A 17188-nucleotide genomic window follows, 5' to 3' on the forward strand; every position below is an offset into this window, starting at 1 on the left:
CCGGGGACGGTGACGGCGCCGACGCCGGGGGCGTTGACGGCGGGCATGTTCGTGCCGACGCCGGGGACGGTGACGGCGCCGACGCCGGGGGCGTTCACGGCGGGCATGTTCCCGCCGATGGCGGGCACGGTGACGGTCCCGGGAGCCGGGGTGTTGACCGACGGCATGGAGGTGCCGACGTTGGTCACCGGTACGACCCCGATCCCGGTGGCAGGCGGGCTGACCACCGGCACCATGGGGCCGAGGGTCGGCGCGCCGATGGCACCGACACCGGAGAACGGCACGTCCGCAATCAGCGCGCCCATGTTCGGCAGCGGGGGCAGGGAGAAGCCGACGCCGCCGATGTTCTGGTTGGCGAGGTTCAGACTGATCGGCGGCGGCGAGACCACCTGGACGCCGGCGGAGAAGTTGCTGCCCAGGCCCCCCGGCGTCAGCCCGCCGCCGATGTTCACCGGCGGCATCGTGCCGAACCCGCCGTGGTTGAAGCGCACCAGCTCACCGATGCCGGGCGGCGGGGAGAAGATGTTCACCCCGGCGGCTGCCGCGCCCGACACCTTGCTGGCGCCGCCGGCGAGCACGGCCGGGTCCAGACCGTAACGGTGCATGCCGAACAGACCGCGGTCGATGAACCCGATCCTCAGCGCCTGGCCGAGACCGACCAGCCGGATCTCGTTGGCCGCCACCGGCAGGAAGAACCGCAGGCCCTGGGTGCCGGTGATCCCCCGCCAGATGTTCACCGGCAGGTTCTTGACCGTGAAGACCGCGCCGGCGAACAGCTTGCCGATCTGGAACGACCTGACCCCGACGTTGTTGATCACCGACAGCCCGGCCATGCCCGGGGCGAACCGGAAATGGTTCAGATTGGCGCCGAACCTCAGCCCGAGGTTGTTGGTCTTGAGGAAGTTGGACGAGAAACGGAAGCCCTGCCACAGTCCGCCCGCGCCCTTGATCCACATGGCCCCGAACTGGGCGGCGCTGGTGATGCCGAAGAACGCCTTGCCGCCGGCGACACCGCCCTTGAAGCCGCCCTTGATGCCGCTCCACAGCTTCCCGACCGACAGGCCCTTGGTGGTCGGGGCGATGACACCCAGGATGGACAGCACCAGTTCGGTGACGCTGGCCTTGCCGCGGGAGAAGTCGACCGCGGTCTTGATCAGCAGCGCCACGTTCAGCGCCAGGGTGAACAGGGCGAGCGGGCCGCCGACGATGATGGCGGGGACGATCAGGATGATCGCCAGCCACCCGAGCGCCTTCCAGAACTCGTCGCATTCGTTCACCGGCGAGTCGATGCTGTTCCCGGCCTCGCGCATGACGCTGGCGGCCGTGCTCGCGGCGCTCTCCAGGTTCGACTTGGCGTCCTCGGCGGTGGACTTGTAGCCCTCGCGCTCGGCGTCGTCGTCCTCGCCAAGACCCGCGGCGGCGGCCAGTGCCTCGTCCGCCCGGCTCTGCTCCGTCCGCATCACCTCGACATAGGTCTTGAGGGCGGATTGGACCTTCTCGTGGGCCTCCTTGAAGGAGGAGACGTAGTTCCGCAGATCGTTGTCGATGATCTTGCGCAGCGCGTCGGCCGTCTTGCCGACGAACGCGCCGTCCGCGGTGTTCTTGACCTCGGTGAGCCCCTCGTCGATCGTCGTGGCGAGCGTGACGAGCTTCGCCTGGGACGTGATCAGCTCGTCCAGCTGGCCCGGGTCGCCGGGCGTCGGGTCGCTCTTGAGACCGAGGGCGCTCCAGTCCTCGGGACGAGCCATGGTCGGCACTCCTTCCGGGTCCCCGTGTTCGGTGAGGGCACTCCCCGGCGACACTGCACGGAGGGGTTTCCACCACTACTACGCGGCAGGCCCTCCGCCGGTTCAATCGGATCCCCGGAACAGCGGGCTTTCGCGTCATGTCACCGGAGGCTGCCGTCCGTTCACCCGCGCGGCACCGGACCGACCGCCGGGGAACGGGAGATGACGGCGCGGGAAAGGGCGCCCGGCGGGACCGGAACGCGGTACACCTCACGCGCGGGCGTTGAACCTTCTCCCCGGCTGGGGCGTAGAGAGGGCAGTACCCGAGGACCGTCCGGAGGACCCGTGGCCGACTTCTCCATCGACTACAGCCAGCTCCACACCGTGCAGGAGAAGATGCGTTCCCTGGCGGAGCAGGCCGGGTCGGGCGGTGGCGACGGCAAGTTCAAGGAGGTCGGCGAGGGCAGCCTCGGCGACGCGACCACCGTCTTCGGCAACCGGCAGCTGGCCGCCGCCTTCCAGACGTTCTACAGCCGCTCCCGCAGCCGGACCAAGCAGGCCAAGGACGGGCTGACCGAACTCGCCGACACCTTCAAAGGGGTCTCGGACTACTGGTTCGACACCGACGCCAACATGGCGGCCAGCGGTGGCGTGGACGCCCAGCGCGGGGAGTTCAACGAGTGGGTCAGCACCAAGGAGGCCCACGACCAGTGGGTGGCCGACAAAGAGGCCTGGGACAACATGCTGGAGGACATCGGGGCCACCGAGTACTTCCAGGAGAACCCGGACGAATCCATCCGCCAGGTGTGCAGCGGGTCGGACGCCCCCGACTTCTGCGAGGCGTGGCGGGAACTGGAGGCGGAAGGCAACCATGCCCTCAAGCCCGGCGACGAGCCCCCGAAACCCAAGGGTGACAAGCCGCCGACCGAGTACACGTACACGGACGACGAGGGCACGGTCAAGGTCACGCTCGAATACGACGACGACTACAACGTCACCAAGCAGACCTCGGAGATCAGCAACCCGAACGGCCTGTCCTACACCTCGGAGCAGGAATTCGACGGGCCGGCCCGGGAGGTCACCGTCGACGGCGACAAACGCACCATCCAGGACTACACCATGACCACCACCTACGGTGACGGCACCGAGAGTGTGGCCGTGGTGCGGTGGAACGAAGACGGTACCGGAACCATGGAAGTCACCGCCGATGACGAGGTGACCAAGTACACCCACAACGGCAAGAAGGACGCCGAGTGGGAAGAGGTCAAGGACTAGACCTCGCGACCGCAGCGACAAAGGGAGAACCACTCATGGCTGCCAACATCAGTCTGGACTACGCCGAGATCGAGCGGGTGTGCGGTGTCCTGGACGACGCCGTCGACAACACGCTCGTGCCGCGCATGAAGGAAGCGAAGGACGAGGTCGACGCGCTGCTCAACACCGGCCTGGTGCTGACCGCGACCAGCCCGGCGCTGGAGGCCAAGTACGAGACGTTCACCACGAACCTCATCGCCGGCGCCGAGGCCATCAAGGAGTACGCCAACCAGTTCAAGGAGATCAAGAAGTCCATCGAGAACATGGACGCCGACATGGCGGAGAAGATCAACGCCGGCTGATTTCCCTGTCGCACGCACCACCCACCACCACCGGAGAATTCCATGGCGAATGATGTCGTCTTTGATTACGACGCGATCGAGACCACCGCGTCGACGATGGGCAACAAGCTCGCGGATATCGCCGCCGAGCTGACGACCCTCAAGAACACCGTGGCCAATCTGCTCCAGAACGGTCTGGTCTTCGAGAAGGCCAGCCCCGCGATGACCGACGCGTACAACCAGTTCACGAACCAGCTGGACGCCTCGGCCAAGAACATCGACGAATACGCGAAGATGTTCCAGAACTTCGCCACCGAGATGGCCAACTCGGACGAGCAGATCACCAACGACGTCAACGCCGCCGCCGCCGAGGCCGCGGCCAACGCCGAGGGCTGATCCCGCCCGACCGTCCGCGCACAGCCGAACGGCCGCCCCCATCCTCCCGGGGGCGGCCGTTCAGCGTGTCCGCGGCGTACGCGGACGCCGGCGGCGTCAGCCGTCCAGCACCGTCAGCGGGACCTGCACCGCGATGGCGTGGCCGCCGGGACCCGACGTCCAGCCCCGGCCCTCCGGCAGCGCCGTCCGCACCTGCTCCGACGACAGCCGCGAGCCGATCAGATCACCCTCGCCGATCGTCTTCGGCCCCAGCAGCACACCGCTGCGCGAGCGCCGTGCGGCGCCCATCCAGCCGAGCGAGGAGATGGACTCGGCGGGCCCGGCCAGCAGCAGTCCCCGGCCCTGGTCGCGGCCCGAGGTGGCCACCGCCCGCAGGACCCGGTCCGCCCGGCAGTTGGCCAGCATGTCCGCGTCGTCCACCACGACGACCACCGGCCGGCCCGCGACCTCCTCCAGCGCCTCGGTCAGCTCCTCCGCCGACGGGTCGGTGTCCGTCATCACTTTCGCCAGCTCGTGCACGCCCAGCCGGCGCAGCTGCGAGTCGCGCGGGGTGATCACCACCAGCGAGGTGCCGCCCAGCAGCAGCGACACACTCATCGCCGCCAGCGTGGTGGAGCGGCCCGAGCGCGGCGGGCCCGCCACCACGAAGCTGCCGCCGCCCGCCGCGAAGTCGTAGCCCAGCGGGACGCCGGCGTCGCCGCCGATGCCCAGCAGCGCGAACAGCGGACGCCGCTGCTCGGCCGGCAGCTGCTCCATCGCCTCGGTGAAGCCGATCAGCCCGGGCAGCTGCCCGATGCGGAACGGCCGGCGCGCCTGCGGCACCTTGGCGTCCCGCTTGCTGGTCCGCCGGCCGACGGCGCGCAGCGCCTCGCCCTGGTCGGCCGCCGGGTCGCCGTCGCCCTCCTGGGGCAGCAGCCCGATCTGGGTCTCGACGCCGGACGGCGCCATCCAGCCGCGGCCCGGCGGCACATGGGCGGGCACCTTGCCGCGCGCCATGCCCACCAGGTGGTAGTCGCTGGGGTCGGTCTGCCGCAGCAGCAGCCGCCGGTCGTTGTGCGCGGCCAGCCGGCCGCCCAGCAGCAGCCGCTCGGAGGTGGCGATCACATGGATGCCCGCCGCCTGGCCCTCGCGGACCAGCCGGATGACGTCCGTGTACATCCGGCCGCCGTCGTAGTCGTCGATCATGGCGCTCAGCGCGTCCCAGCCGTCGATGAGCAGCAGCAGATGGGCCGGCCGCTGGTCCTTGGGCAGCTTGGCGCGCAGCTCGGTGAGGCTGGAGCAGCTGTGCTGGGACACCGCCCGCTGCCGGGTGGTGAGTTCGGTGACCAGCCGGCTCACCAGACGCTCCAGGCGTTCGGCGTCGTGCCGGTCGACGACCGCCCCGCAGTGCGGCAGCGTCTCCAGCGCGGCGAGCCCGCCGCCGGCCGAGTCGATGCCGTAGATGTGCAGATCGGCGCTGCTGACGGCCATCGCCGCCGAACCGGCGATCGTGCGCAGCACCTGGGTGCGGCCGGAGCGCGGGGCGCCGATGACGTACAGGTGGCCGAAGGTCGCGAAGTCGATGCTGCCCAGCCGCCGGTCCTGGAACTCGGGCAGGTCCAGCAGCCCGTACGGCACCAGCGGCAGCCCGCCCGGGGTGTCCGGTGTCTCGGTGGGCGGCAGGTCCTCCAGGCGCAGCTGCTCGGACAGCGGCGGCAGCCACGGGCTGGGCTGCTCGGTGTAGCCCTCCAGCTGCGCGGCGGCGGTGCTGATGGCCTGCACCAGGGCGAGCAGGTCGGTGGGGCGCTCGATGGGGACCGGGCGTTCGGCGTCCGGGAGGTCGTCGTCGTCCGCACCGAGGTCGGTGGGCCGGCCCAGGCCGCTCCAGGTCAGCTCGGCGGCCCGCACGGTCCGCCCGGGCGCCGGTGCCTGCGGCCCGTCCTCGACGGCCCCCGTCTGCTGCGCCGGGTCGGTGTCGGTGCGCTCGGCGCCGACCCAGGCCGTCTGGAACGGGGTGGGGTTGTTGTGGCCGCGGCGCAGCAGGGCCCGTCCCGGGTTGCCGGCGGAGATGGCCGCGGCGTCCGGGTTGTTGATGATGTCCTGGCTCTCGGAGCGGTCGGTGACGCGCAGCGCGATCCGCAGGTTGGTGTTGGCCTTGATCTCGTTGTTGACCGAGCCGCCGGGCCGCTGGGTGGCCAGGATCAGGTGCAGGCCGAGCGAACGGCCCCGCTGGGCCAGGGAGATCAGCCCGGGGACGAAGTCCGGCAGCTCCCGCACCAGGGTGGCGAACTCGTCGATGACGAGCAGCAGCCGGGGCAGAGCGGGCAGCCGCGGATCGCGGGCGCGCTTGAGCCGGTACTCGGGGTGGTCCTTGGCCTCGACGTCCGCGAGCAGCTGCTCGCGGCGGCGCAGTTCGGCCTCCAGGGAGGCGAGCGCGCGCTGGACGAGGTGCCCGTCCAGGTCGGTGATCATGCCCAGGGTGTGCGGCAGCTGGGCGCATTCGCGGAACGCGCTGCCGCCCTTGTAGTCCACCAGCACGAAGGCGAGTTCGTCGGGCCGGTTGGCGGCGGCCAGCGAGGCGATCATCGTCTGGAGGAGTTCGGACTTGCCGGATCCGGTGGTGCCGCCGATCAGTCCGTGCGGGCCGTCGCGCACCAGGTCGATGCGGAGCGGCCCCTCGTACCCCTGGCCGAGGGTGAACGTGGTGGAGGCGGGGCGCCGGGCCCAGGTCTGGAGCAGCACCTGCGGGTCCGGCGGCTCCTGGTCGATCAGCGGCAGCAGCCGGACATCGGCCGGCAGCCCGGAGTCGGCGTCCACCGTCACGTCCCGGATCGGGGCGATCGCGCGGGCGACCTCCTCGCACCAGTCGCTGGTCACCAGGTCGGCGCGCACGCCCTCGACGGTCGGCAGCCCGGAGATGCGGACCGTCAGGGTGTCCTTGTCCGCGGCCGAACTGTCCGAGGAGGCGGTGGTGATGACGGCCGTGCACTCCTCGGGCAGCAGCCGCTCCCGCTCGTCCAGGCAGACGCTGAAGATCCGCACGCCGGGCCCGGCGGTGAGCACCTCGATGATGCCGGGGACGTCCCGCAGCCGGCGGGAGCCGTCCAGGATCACCAGGGTGTCGGGGAAGTGCATCAGGGTGCGGCCCAGCGCCGAGGAGGCGGCGTCGGTCCTGGCCTTGATGTCGGCGACGAGTTCGTTGACGCGGTGCGCGGTGGACTCGGGGTCGTTGCCGACCGAGATGATGGTCCCGGCGGCGGCGGGCCGGTCCTGGCGCAGATGCGGCAGCCACCGCACCCAGCTCCAGGCGTCCGCGTGCTCGTTGCTGGTGAGGACGACGATCCGCAGATCGCGCGGGCTGTGCAGCACGGCGGACTGCGCCACCGCCCAGCACGCCACCCGGCGCGGGCCGGCGCCGGGGCCGGTGATGCCGACGACGCCGAGCTGCGTCATCTCCACGCAGTACGGCACGTCCGCCAGCCGCCAGTGCACGGAGGTGTGGTTGCTCTCCCGGGCCGAGTCGTTGATCTGCTTGAGCGAGGCGCGGGCGATGGTACCCACCCGCAGCGCCAGATGGTCGGGGTCGCGGCGGCGCCGCTCCCACAGCTGGTGGCCGGGCCCGGTGGCGGTCAGCAGCAGGGACGCCGGGTCGGGGAAGGTGTCGTTGCGCAGGACGCGTTCGGCGACGGTCGCGTTGCGCACCTCCAGCTCCAGCGCGGCGCGGCGCAGCCGGAACAGCCGCAGCTGCTCCTCGTACTGCTTGCGCCCGCTGCGCCGGCCGACCAGCCAGTTGCCGATCGCCATGATCGGGGTGAAGAAGACGAAGACGACGAAGAAGAACGTTCGGAAGAGGCTGACCATCACGAAGCCCATGACGAGCGGGGCGATCAGCATCAGGAACGGGAAGGGCCGGTTGCCGCGCTTGGCGGGCGGTCCCGCCATCCGCATGGACTCGGCGTCCAGGTGCGGGGCGATGCGCGGCGGCCGGTTGTACTCCACGGCCAGGCCGTCGGGGGAGGGGTTGACGGCGGCGTCGGCCTCGAACGGGGTGCTCAGCCGCAGCAGATGGTCGCCGAGCGACAGATCGGCCCAGGCGGGCCACTCCTCCTCGCCGTCGTCGGGCTCCGGCAGTTGGTGGACCGGCGGCAGCGGCGGCGGGGCCGGCTGCCCGTCGGGGCCCGGCGGGGGAGGCGCCACCGAGTGGCCGCCGGGGCCGCCGTCCTGGGTGCCCGCGGGCTCCTCGGCGGTCAGCGGGGTGCCGGTCTCGGGGTCGACGGGCGGCGGCGGGGTGAGGCTGCGCAGGCCGCAGCGCTCCGGGTCGGCGTCCTCGGGCAGCCGGAAGCTGACGCCGCCGTCGGCGGCGACGGTGATCCAGGTGCCGCGCCCGGGGGCGCCGCCGCCCGTCAGGCGCAGCGCGCAGCCGCGGTCGGTGCCGATCTCGTGGCTGCCGGGGCCGAGCAGCCAGACGTGGCCGGCGCCGGGGCCCGAGACGTGGCGGACCTCGATCAGCGGGGCGTCGCCGGCGTGCGGGGCCCAGGCGCGGGTGAGGGAGCGGCCGTCGTGGGAGACGGGGGCGTCCACGCCGAGCAGGGCGCCCTCGCGGATGCCGCTGGCGCCCAGGGTGGCGTCGGGGTCGAGCTGCCGGTCGCCCAGGTAGAGCTGCCCGGCGCCGAGTACGGAGCCGAGGTCGGCGACGGTGGCGTCCTCGGGGACGTCCAGCAGGTGGTCGGTGGGCGGGCCGTCGGGGACGGCGGTGGAGACGGTCAGTTTCACGGGAGTCCAGCGGCGTCGGGCGCTCTCGGGTCAGCTCAGTGCTGCGGGGAGCGGCTGGTGGTGGAGGGGGAGGTGGAGCCGGTGCCGGGGGACCGGGCGGCGGAGGTCTCGCCGGCCTCGGCGTCGGCCACGGATTCGAGCGGGGCGGCGGCGCTGCGCCCGAGCGGGACCTCGTCGGGTTCGGCCGCGCGGGGCTTGGCCAGGGTGATCTGCTGCTGGGCCTGGCCCTCGGCCTCCTCGAAGAGGTCGCCGGCGGCGTTGCCGGTGGGCGGGGCGGGCGGCAGGACGGGCGGGATGGTGGGCAGGACGCGGGCCAGGGCCCGGCCGAGGGCGTCGAAGAACGGGAGCAGCGGGGTGCCGGTGACGTACACGCGGGCGTGCCGGTCGGCGAGCAGCCGGCGGACGTGGCCGCGGCCCGGTCCGGTGACGATGACGCGCGGGACGGTCAGGTCGGCGGACGGCGGCGCGCTCAGCTCCACCGGCAGCGGGTCGGGCAGTTCGGTGGCGATGAGCACGGGCGCCAGGCCGAAGTGCGGTTCGGTTTCGCGGGCGGCGCGGTAGGCGTTGCGGACCGGCTCGCCCGGGTGGTTGCGGTGGACGCCCTCGGCGACGGTGACCAGGCCGGCCGGCAGCCGTACGTCCAGCTGGGCGGCGATGGCCTGGAGCAGGGCGGCACAGGCGCGCTGGTCGCCCTCGATCGCGAACTGCTGCGGCCCGGTGGCCAGATCGAGGAAGACGGCGCGGCCGGTGCCGTCCTCACTGGCGCCGAGCGCGACGATGACGGGGCGGTGGGCGTCCGGGTCGGGGGTGACGGCGGGGAGTTCGGCGCGGTCGATGCTCCAGGTGCCGGCCTCGGAGGAGTCGGCGAGCAGGACGGTGACCTCGCGGTCGTCGACGAGCGCGGCGTACGGGCGGGCGGGGGCGGCCTCCTGACGGGCGCGGACCAGGGCGCGTTCGGCGTCGCGCCAGGTGAGCGGGGCGCCCAGGTGGTGCACCAGCCGCCGCAGCCGGCGCCGGTGCTGGAACCAGGCGCGCACCGGTGCGGCGAACGCGTTGCGGGTCACGGCCAGTTCGCGCTTGACGCGGGCCCAGGCGGCCGACCAGCCGCCCATCCGCATGGCGATGGCCCGCAGGATGAGGAAGATGATCAGCAGCACGCCGATGATGCCGCAGATGCGGAAGATCGTCTCGCGGTGCTGGCTGAAGAACTCGAAGGGATCGGTGTTTCTCATGCCGCGGCATTCTCCCGTCGCATCTCGCGGCGCATGGCCAGCAGAGCGTAGTGGGTGCGGGACTTGACCGTCCCCTGGGGTACGCCGATGGCGCGGGCGGCATCCGCGCGGGACCGGTCGCACAGGTGGACCTGCACGAGGACCTCGCGGTGTTCGGGGGTGAGGCGGGCGAGCGCTCCGTGCAGCACGTGGCGGTTGACGACGGTGTCGGCGACGTCGGTCTCGGTGGTGCGCTGGAGCATGGGCGCCGGGACCACGCCCATGGGGACGGTGCGGTCGCGGCGGTGGGCGTCGACGGCGAGGTTGCGGGCGACGGTGTACAGCCAGGCGACGAGGCGGTCCTCGTCGTAGCCGGGGTCCTCCTCGGCGGCGTCGGCCGGCGGCGGATGCTGCGCGGCCAGCCGCCACACCCGGAGCATGGCCTCCTGGACGATGTCCTCAGCGCGGTGGGGGTCTCCGAGCGTCAGCCGGTTCACGTAGCGCAGCAGCCGGGCGCGGTACCCGGTGATGAGCCGGTGCAGCAATTCGCCCGGATCGCGTTGAGCGGTACGCATGGTTGCTCCATCCTCAGCGGCACGGCTTGGAGAGCGTATTCATTCGGCCTCCATATTTCTCCAGACCGAAGGGAAAATCCCGCCCATGAGGCTCAGATGTAGCTCAGATTTTTTATGACCGATACCTGCGGTTCTTCGGACCCGGGCGGGATACGGGCGGTATCCGGGCCGTAACAGGCGCGGAAACGGGCCCGGTTGTGGTGCCGTCGCAGGCCGGGGGCGGGGTTCCGGTGCCCGTTCGGACGGGCCCGGCCCCGTCGCGGGGCGCGGATTTCCACGCCCCGCGCGGAGTTCATCCGTGCCGGTCCGGGAGAAAAGAAAGAAGGTTGCGCAATGCGCGGACAGCGGCCGGATCAAGCGGTGCCGCGCTCAGATAACGGCCGGCGATCCCCAGTTGCCGGCCGGCCTCGGCGACGGTGGCGGTACGCCCCCCGGCGGCCTCGATACGGGCGGCGGCTTCCGCGGGTCGGTCACCGGCGGCCAGCAGCGCGGTCAGCGCGCGGGCGTGCGCGGGCGGGGCGCCGGCGAGCGCGGTGAGCACCGGCAGGGTCTTCTTGCCCCGGCGCAGATCGCCGTACACCGGCTTGCCGGTCAGGGCCGGGTCGCCCCAGATGCCGAGCACGTCGTCGCTCGCCTGGAACGCCACCCCGGCGTGCCGGCCGGCGCGGCGCAGCGCCTCCACGGTGCGGTGCGGGGCGCCGCCGAGGACGGCCCCGAGGGCGGTGGCGCAGCCGAACAGCGCGCCGGTCTTGCGCTCGGCCATCCGCCGGTACGCGTGCGGGGTGACGGCGCCGGGGCCGTACCAGGGGCGGTTCTCGAACCGCAGGTCCTCGGCCTGGCCGCGCACCAGGTCGCCGAGGGCGTGCACGAGGTGGCGGACGGCGGAGTGGGCGTGCGGGCCGCCGGAGCGCAGCAGGGTGTCGAGGGCGAGGGTGTGCAGCGCGTCGCCGGCGAGGACGGCGGGCCCGGTGCCGTACGCCTTCCACACGGCCGGGCGGGATCTGCGGCGTTCGTCGCCGTCCATGATGTCGTCGTGGACGAGGGAGAAGGTGTGGATCAGTTCCACGGCCACCGCGCCGGGCAGGGCGTCCTCGGGGTCGGCGCCGACGGCTTCGGCGGCCAGCAGGACGAGGGCGGGGCGCAGGCCCTTGCCGCCGGTGGTGTGGGCGGCCATCTCGCGCAGCCAGGGGTCGAGTTGACCGAGCGCGGCGTCGAGGGCGGGGGCGGTACGGGCGCGGGCGCGGGCGAGCGCGTCGGCGGCGGCGCCGTCGAGGGCGGCCGGCGGCTGGAGTTCCTGGATCATGGGGCTCCCTCGGCGGGCGTACCGAGCTCGGCGAGTGCCTTGTCGGTCATGTCGGCGGCGTGGTACAGCCCGATGCGCCGGAACTCGGCGCGCAGGGTACGCAGTTCGGTGGCGGTGCGGGCGCTGTCGCGCTCGCCGAGCCGGTACAGGGTTTTGGCGAGGCCGAGCCGGCACAGGGCCTGGCCGCGGAGTTCGTCGATGGCGCTGAACTCGGCCAGCGTCTCCTCGTAGGCGCGTCTGGCCTGCCGGTAGCGGCGGGCGCGGAAGAGGACGTTGGCGCGCATCTTGTGGTTGTAGGCGAGGGCGGAGGTGAGGTTCATCCGGCGGCAGGCGCGTTCGGCCTGCTCCAGGATGCGCAGCGCGCGGTCGGCGTCGCCGTCGCGGACCGAGACGATGTCGGCGATGCCGCGCTGGGCCCAGGCCCAGCCGCGTCGGTCGTCGGCGCCGCGGGCGATGGCGGCGGCCTCCTCGAAGAGGGCGAGCGCGCGGTCGAAGTCGCCGGTGTTGCGGTGGATCTGGGCGATCCCCTCCAGCGCCCAGACCGTGTGCCGGGCCTCGCCGCGCTTGCGGGCCTCGGCGAGGAGTTGTTCGTGCAGCCTTCCCGCTGCCTGGAAGTCCCCCTGTATGCGTCCGGTTTCGGCCAACCCGGCGAGGGCGTAGCCGCGGGCGACGACGTCGTCGCCGCGTTTGCCGAGATCGGCGGCGAGGGCGAGCAGCCGGCGGGCGAGCGGCAGGGCGCCGCGCTGCCGGGCGAGGGTGCCGCCGCTCCAGACCGCCCAGGCCATGGCGCCGAGATCGCCGGCCGCGCGGGCGGTGCGGTAGCTGGCCTTCCAGGCGGCGTCGGCCTGGGGCACCTGGCCGAGGCGGCGGTGCGCCTCGGCGACGGCGAGCCCGGCCCGGGCGACTTCGCGCTGGTCACCGTCGGCCTCGGCGGTGCGCAGCTGTTCGGTGGCGCGGTCGAGCACGTCGGTGAGGGAGGAGTTGACGGACAGGGTCGTCAGCGCGCCCTGGTATTCGGGCGCGAACGCTTTGGCGTACATGCGTGGCGACTATACACCAGATGTATACTCAGTATGTATAGCTGTGGTGCTGCTCCGACGATGAGACGAGCCGGAACCGCGAACGGCTCCGGCTCGTCCCCGCGTTCACCGATTCATCACCGCAACTGCCCAATCACCACCTGCACCTGGTACCCGAGCGCCGCCCGCGCCGTGTCCGAAACCGCACCCCTCGGCGCCCGCTCCAGCTTCCGCGCGAACGACTCCAGCGACGCCACCGCCGCCCGGCTGTTCCCCAGCTGCTCCCACTGGAGCTTCGCCACCAGCAGCGGCACCCCCAGCAGCGTGCCCGTCACCGGCTTCACCTCGCCCGAGCGCACGAACCCGTCCAGCGCGTCCTTCAGCGCCGACACCGCACCCGGCGTGTAGTAGTCCGGCACCGGCACCTTCGCCCACTCCGTCCCCGAGGACAGATGGAAACTCGGGTACGCCGGCTGGTTGTACGTGGTCTGCTGCCGCGCCACCTCCACCCGGTACTGCGGGTCGTGCATCAGCGTGTACAGCTTCCGGTCGGTCACCTCGGTGCTCGTGTAGATCCGGATCGCCGAACTGTCGGCCGTCCGCAGCAGCAGCTCCTCCCGCCAGTCACCGAAGATGTCCGCCACCAGCGACGGGTTGCCCTTGGTGTGGTTGTTCGCCCGGGTACCCTCCGCCGTCAGCAGCCGGCCGCGCTGCCAGTCGTCGATCGTCGGCGTCACATCGATCGCACCGTTCACGAACTGCGTCGTCATGTCCGCCGACCAGCGGATGCTCATGTTCGTCCCCGGCGTCTGCGCGCCCAGGTACTCACCGGTCGCGCTCCACAGCCCGATCCCCGAACCCCAGGTCTCAAGACCCCGGCGCTCCGGGTCGATGTCGCCGATCATGCCGCGCCCGGTGTCCACCCCGGTGTACCCGCCGTACAGCACCTCACCGGTCGCCGCGTCCCGCAGCGCGTACCCGTACGGCGCCCACGGGCCGCCCTCGTGCACCGTGTAGATCTCCAGACCCGGACGGTCCGGGTCGATGTCGGCGACATGCATCGCGTCACCGTGCCCCAGCTTCACGTACTCGCCGGGCACGCTGCTCTCCGGCGGACCGTAGTCGTACGAGCTGTACAGCAGCGAACCGTCGTGGTCGATCGTCGCCGAACCGTAGACGATCTCCTGCTTGCCGTCCCCGTCCACATCGGCCACCGACAGCGAGTGGAACCCCTGGGTGGTGAGCGTCCCGAACTCCGGGTCGGTGCCCTCCACCCCGTGCGGCGAGTCGTTGAACGGGTTGGACATCGGCGCCCAGCCGCTGTCCACGTACCAGTCCTCGGTCAGCTTGCGGCCGTCCCACCGGTAGGACACCAGCGTGCTGCGCGTGTAGTAGCCGCGCGCGAACACCGCCGAGGGGTGCTCGCCGTCCAGATAGGCCACCCCGCTGAGGAACCGGTCCACCCGGTTGCCCGGCTCGATGCGGTTCATCGCGTAGTCGCCCCACATCAGACCGTCGTCGTGCCGGCCCGGCTTGTAGGGGATCGTCTGCAACTCGGCGCCGGTCAGACCGTTGAAAACGGTCAGATACTCCGGACCGTCGACGATGAACCCCTCGAAGTTCCGCAGCCGGTTGTTGCCGCTGCGGCTCGGCGCGTACTCGTCGATGAAGTAATCCACCAGCTCCTCGGCGTCCGGGCGGGAGAGCGGGTACGCGAAGTCCAGCTCGTCCTCGGCGCCCAGCGCCTCCTCGATGGTGGCGGGCCAGTTCCCGGCCACCACCTCGGGGTGCTCGTGCCAGCCCTCGAAGACATCCGCCAGGTGGGCGGCGTACCCCTCGGCGCTCAGCCGGTAGTCGTCCCCGTGCCCGTACCCGGCGCGGACGTCCTCGCGGGGCATGGTGATGTACTTCTCGGAGGCGACCTCGCCGTTCTCGTCATAACGGATGATCTTGGTGCCGGGCGCGGTCTTGAACATCATCTCCGCACGGCCGTCACCGTCGAAGTCGTAGACCAGGAACTGCGTGTAGTGCGCGCCCGCCCGGATGTTCACCCCCAGATCGATCCGGTGCAGCAGCGTGCCGTCGAAGCGGTAGGTGTCGATGTAGACATTGCCGGTGTAGCCGACCTGGGAGACATCCTTGGAGTTGGACGGGTCCCACTTCACGATGAACTCGTACTGACCGTCGCCGTCCACGTCACCGACGCTCATGTCGTTCGCGGAGTACGTGTACGCCTCACCGGCCGGGGTCACCCCGTCGGCCGGCTTGCGCAGCGGCAGATCGTAGTACCCGTCGGACCACGGCGAGACGGCCGCGCTGCGGTCCACCTCCACCCCGTCCACCAGCGCCGCCACCTGGTACGTCGCGCCGTCCGAGCCGTCGCCGTCCAGGTAGTTGGTACTGTCGGTGACGGTCCCGAGCAGCTGCCCGTCCCGGTACACCCGGAAGTCCGCGCCGGTCATCCCGTGCTCACCCGCGCCGGTGACCTCGTGCCCGAGCAGCCGCCAGCTGAGGAATACCCCCTCGTCGGTGGCGACGGCCACCAGACCACGGTCCAGCTCCTCCAACTGCACGCCGCTGGGCCCCGGCTGCCCGGGCCTGGCCTGCGCCACCCCGGCACCCGCCGCGCCCGCGAGCAACCCACCCGCCAACACGACGGCAACGGCGCCGCGCAGCAACCGGCTGTCCCGTCTCGCTCTCGTCGGTCTCATGAACGTCCCTTCGCACCCGACCGATTGATTCGTTTCAATAAACGGCCGCGACGCTACGGGGGCCATGCCCCCGGGTCAAGACTTCGCGCAGGAGTTGCTGGTGGGGAGGGGTCGGGCCCGTTCGCGGATCTCAGTGCTGCCGCTCTTCATGAGGACGGGGAGCGAACGCTGTGGCGGGCTTCCGAGCGACGAGCGGCTTCGGTGGCCGGCTCAGCAGAGCCCTTCCCGGTCGGCCCATGCCGCAAAGCCGCCCGGTTTGAAGGGGAGGCGGTACTGACTGATGAGAAGGTCATCGGCGACTGCCGAGACGAGGGATACCGTGAGGAGTCCCGCGCGGATCCCGTCGCACAGCAGTCCCAGAGTGCCGCGCAGCTCGACAGGACGGTCGCGGGCGGCTTTCCTGGCCACGCGGTCATCGACGACCGCGACGGCACCAGGTAGGGATTCGGCTAAGGCAAGTACCCCGCACTCGCCCATGTTTTTACGCCCGTCCCGACCGACCAACTGACGCTCGTAGTGGACGAAGGCTGTGAGGTGGGCAGGTGATTCGAGGCGGACGGTTTCGATCCAATCCGCCTCCAGCACGGAGCGCAGGTGGTGGTACTGCGGAACTCCTTCGCGCAACTCGGCTTCGACCACGTCGGGAATCACTGCGTCGTATTCCTTGAGAAGGATCTTGAGAACCCCCAGCCACTGTGCTTCTGCAAAGTGGCTCAGCGGCCCGGTGTCCAGGACGTAAGCAGTCCGGGCGCTGGTCATGAGGTCATTTTCCAGATCTCCGCCTCCGGCGCAGGGGGCAGGTCGGGCAGCGAAGAGCGGTCGAAACTTCCACGGAGCAGCCCGAGAGCACGCTCGGCAGTGATGACCTCGCGCCGGTAGAGCTTGAGTACCGCCTGTTCGTAGGGTCGAGGCATGGCCAGCGGCGCGAGTTCGTCCCGGACGACGAGATTCTTCTCCACGATATCGGCCTGTTTGGTGTGCACCCGGCGGATATCCTCCGCGCGGTGGTTTTCCACCAGGTCAAGGTCGAGGAGCCTGCGCGCCAGCGTCGCCATGTCTGTTCCGTAGTGGCTCGCGGCTCGCACGGCAGCGTCACGCCACGTCTCGTCAGAAGTGCGCAACCAGGCCGCCCATCGCTCTCGCAGATCGTCCCTGGGCAGGAGCAGCGCACGCGCGAAACGGTCCAGCCTTGCCTCGATGTCACGGGTTTCTGGTGCGCTGGTCACTCGCCAGTCCAGCGAAAACTGATCGGCGACCAGGTAGTGCCCCAGTTCGTGGGCGGCGGCGAGGCGGCGCCGGCCGACCCGCCAATGTCCGTTGATGAGCGCGACGCCGCCACGTCTCAGCAATACGGTGCCCGCGTCCGCCCCTTCACCCAGATCCATTGCGAAGACCAGCAGTCCCACGCCGGCGGCCAGTCCGGAGATGTCATGCAGCGGCTGGTCCGGCTCCAGGCCAAAGAGCCGGCGCGTCGAGGCCGCCAGATTCTCCGCATCCTCCATCGTCGTGGGGTGATCCACGGGCTCCGGCTGTCCTCCGACCACATCCGGGCAGTGGGCGGAGACGAACTCGGCGTCTCGAACCAAAGAGTCCATCTCTGTGTCGATGACCTGTACCGCCACCCCTGGCTGGGCATTGCGGTATGAGGTGAGCGCGGGCGGAGCCTCGTCGACGAACCATTCCACACGGCGTCTCAACTCACGTGCGATCGCCACCAACTCCACAGCGGCTACGCGGCGAGTTCCGGACTCGATCTTCGCCAGCACAGTGCGGTCTATGCCAATGGAGGCTGCCAGCTGATTCTGGGTAATCCCGAGCTCTGCTCTGGCCTCGGCTACGCGCCTGCCAATCTCCATGTGTGCGAATTTAGCACAGTGCATCGCGGATCGACTACACACA

11 protein-coding genes and 3 pseudogenes are annotated in these 17188 nt (G+C 71.2%); 3 read left to right on the forward strand and 11 right to left on the reverse strand.

Annotated elements, in window-relative coordinates; all coding sequences use genetic code 11:
* Positions 1 to 1748: pseudogene (locus tag BM385_RS13460) on the reverse strand (hypothetical protein); the annotation flags it as partial.
* A 324-nt stretch (positions 1749 to 2072) separates the two neighbouring features.
* On the opposite strand from BM385_RS13460, the gene BM385_RS13465 reads away from it, so the two are divergent.
* From BM385_RS13465 to BM385_RS13475, 3 genes are read left to right on the forward strand one after another with little or no spacing between them, the layout of a single operon-like run.
* Positions 2073 to 3002: a hypothetical protein gene (locus tag BM385_RS13465; protein WP_019436467.1), complete on the forward strand. Its 930-nt coding sequence runs from the start codon at positions 2073 to 2075 to the stop codon at positions 3000 to 3002.
* Between the two features lie 35 nt (positions 3003 to 3037).
* The gene (locus BM385_RS13470) at positions 3038 to 3343 is read left to right on the forward strand and encodes a hypothetical protein (protein ID WP_019436468.1); all 306 of its coding nucleotides are present in this window, start codon (positions 3038 to 3040) and stop codon (positions 3341 to 3343) included.
* A 42-nt stretch (positions 3344 to 3385) separates the two neighbouring features.
* A complete protein-coding gene (locus BM385_RS13475) occupies positions 3386 to 3718 on the forward strand; it encodes a WXG100 family type VII secretion target (protein ID WP_093843170.1) in 333 nt (110 codons plus the stop codon).
* A gap of 96 nt (positions 3719 to 3814) precedes the next feature.
* Here BM385_RS13475 and BM385_RS13480 read toward each other — a convergent pair whose 3' ends face one another.
* The 10 genes and pseudogenes from BM385_RS13480 to BM385_RS13515 form a co-directional block, all read right to left on the reverse strand.
* Positions 3815 to 8470: an FtsK/SpoIIIE domain-containing protein gene (locus BM385_RS13480; protein WP_019436470.1), complete on the reverse strand. Its 4656-nt coding sequence runs from the start codon at positions 8468 to 8470 to the stop codon at positions 3815 to 3817.
* A 35-nt stretch (positions 8471 to 8505) separates the two neighbouring features.
* On the reverse strand, positions 8506 to 9702 hold the full coding sequence (locus BM385_RS13485; protein ID WP_019436471.1) for a hypothetical protein: 1197 nt from the start codon (positions 9700 to 9702) through the stop codon (positions 8506 to 8508).
* On the reverse strand, positions 9699 to 10256 hold the full coding sequence (locus BM385_RS13490) for a sigma-70 family RNA polymerase sigma factor (RefSeq protein WP_019436472.1): 558 nt from the start codon (positions 10254 to 10256) through the stop codon (positions 9699 to 9701). The genes BM385_RS13485 and BM385_RS13490 overlap by 4 nt, the downstream gene beginning before the upstream one ends.
* 292 nt (positions 10257 to 10548) lie before the next feature.
* Positions 10549 to 11559, reverse strand: coding sequence for a polyprenyl synthetase family protein (locus tag BM385_RS13495; protein ID WP_019436473.1), 1011 nt, complete (start codon positions 11557 to 11559; stop codon positions 10549 to 10551).
* Positions 11556 to 12599 (reverse strand): tetratricopeptide repeat protein, encoded by a 1044-nt coding sequence (locus BM385_RS13500; RefSeq protein ID WP_093843171.1) that lies wholly within the window; start codon positions 12597 to 12599, stop codon positions 11556 to 11558. The genes BM385_RS13495 and BM385_RS13500 overlap by 4 nt, the downstream gene beginning before the upstream one ends.
* Positions 12600 to 12715: 116 nt before the next feature.
* Positions 12716 to 14557, reverse strand: coding sequence for a rhamnogalacturonan lyase family protein (locus BM385_RS28205; RefSeq protein WP_496560004.1), 1842 nt, complete (start codon positions 14555 to 14557; stop codon positions 12716 to 12718).
* A pseudogene (locus tag BM385_RS28465) lies at positions 14531 to 14869 on the reverse strand (rhamnogalacturonan lyase family protein); the annotation flags it as partial. The pseudogene BM385_RS28465 and the gene BM385_RS28205, both read right to left, overlap by 27 nt.
* Before the next feature lie 18 nt (positions 14870 to 14887).
* A pseudogene (locus tag BM385_RS28470) lies at positions 14888 to 15355 on the reverse strand (rhamnogalacturonan endolyase family protein); the annotation flags it as partial.
* 144 nt (positions 15356 to 15499) lie between these two features.
* Entirely contained in the window at positions 15500 to 16048 is a 549-nt protein-coding gene (locus BM385_RS13510) for a PIN domain-containing protein (protein WP_093843173.1), read from the reverse strand.
* The gene (locus BM385_RS13515; RefSeq protein WP_093843174.1) at positions 16045 to 17145 is read right to left on the reverse strand and encodes a helix-turn-helix domain-containing protein; all 1101 of its coding nucleotides are present in this window, start codon (positions 17143 to 17145) and stop codon (positions 16045 to 16047) included. The genes BM385_RS13510 and BM385_RS13515 overlap by 4 nt, the downstream gene beginning before the upstream one ends.
* Positions 17146 to 17188 lie beyond the last annotated feature (43 nt).

The sequence above is a fragment of the Streptomyces harbinensis genome (genome assembly GCF_900116145.1).
Classification (GTDB): Bacteria; Actinomycetota; Actinomycetes; order Streptomycetales; family Streptomycetaceae; genus Streptomyces; species Streptomyces carpaticus.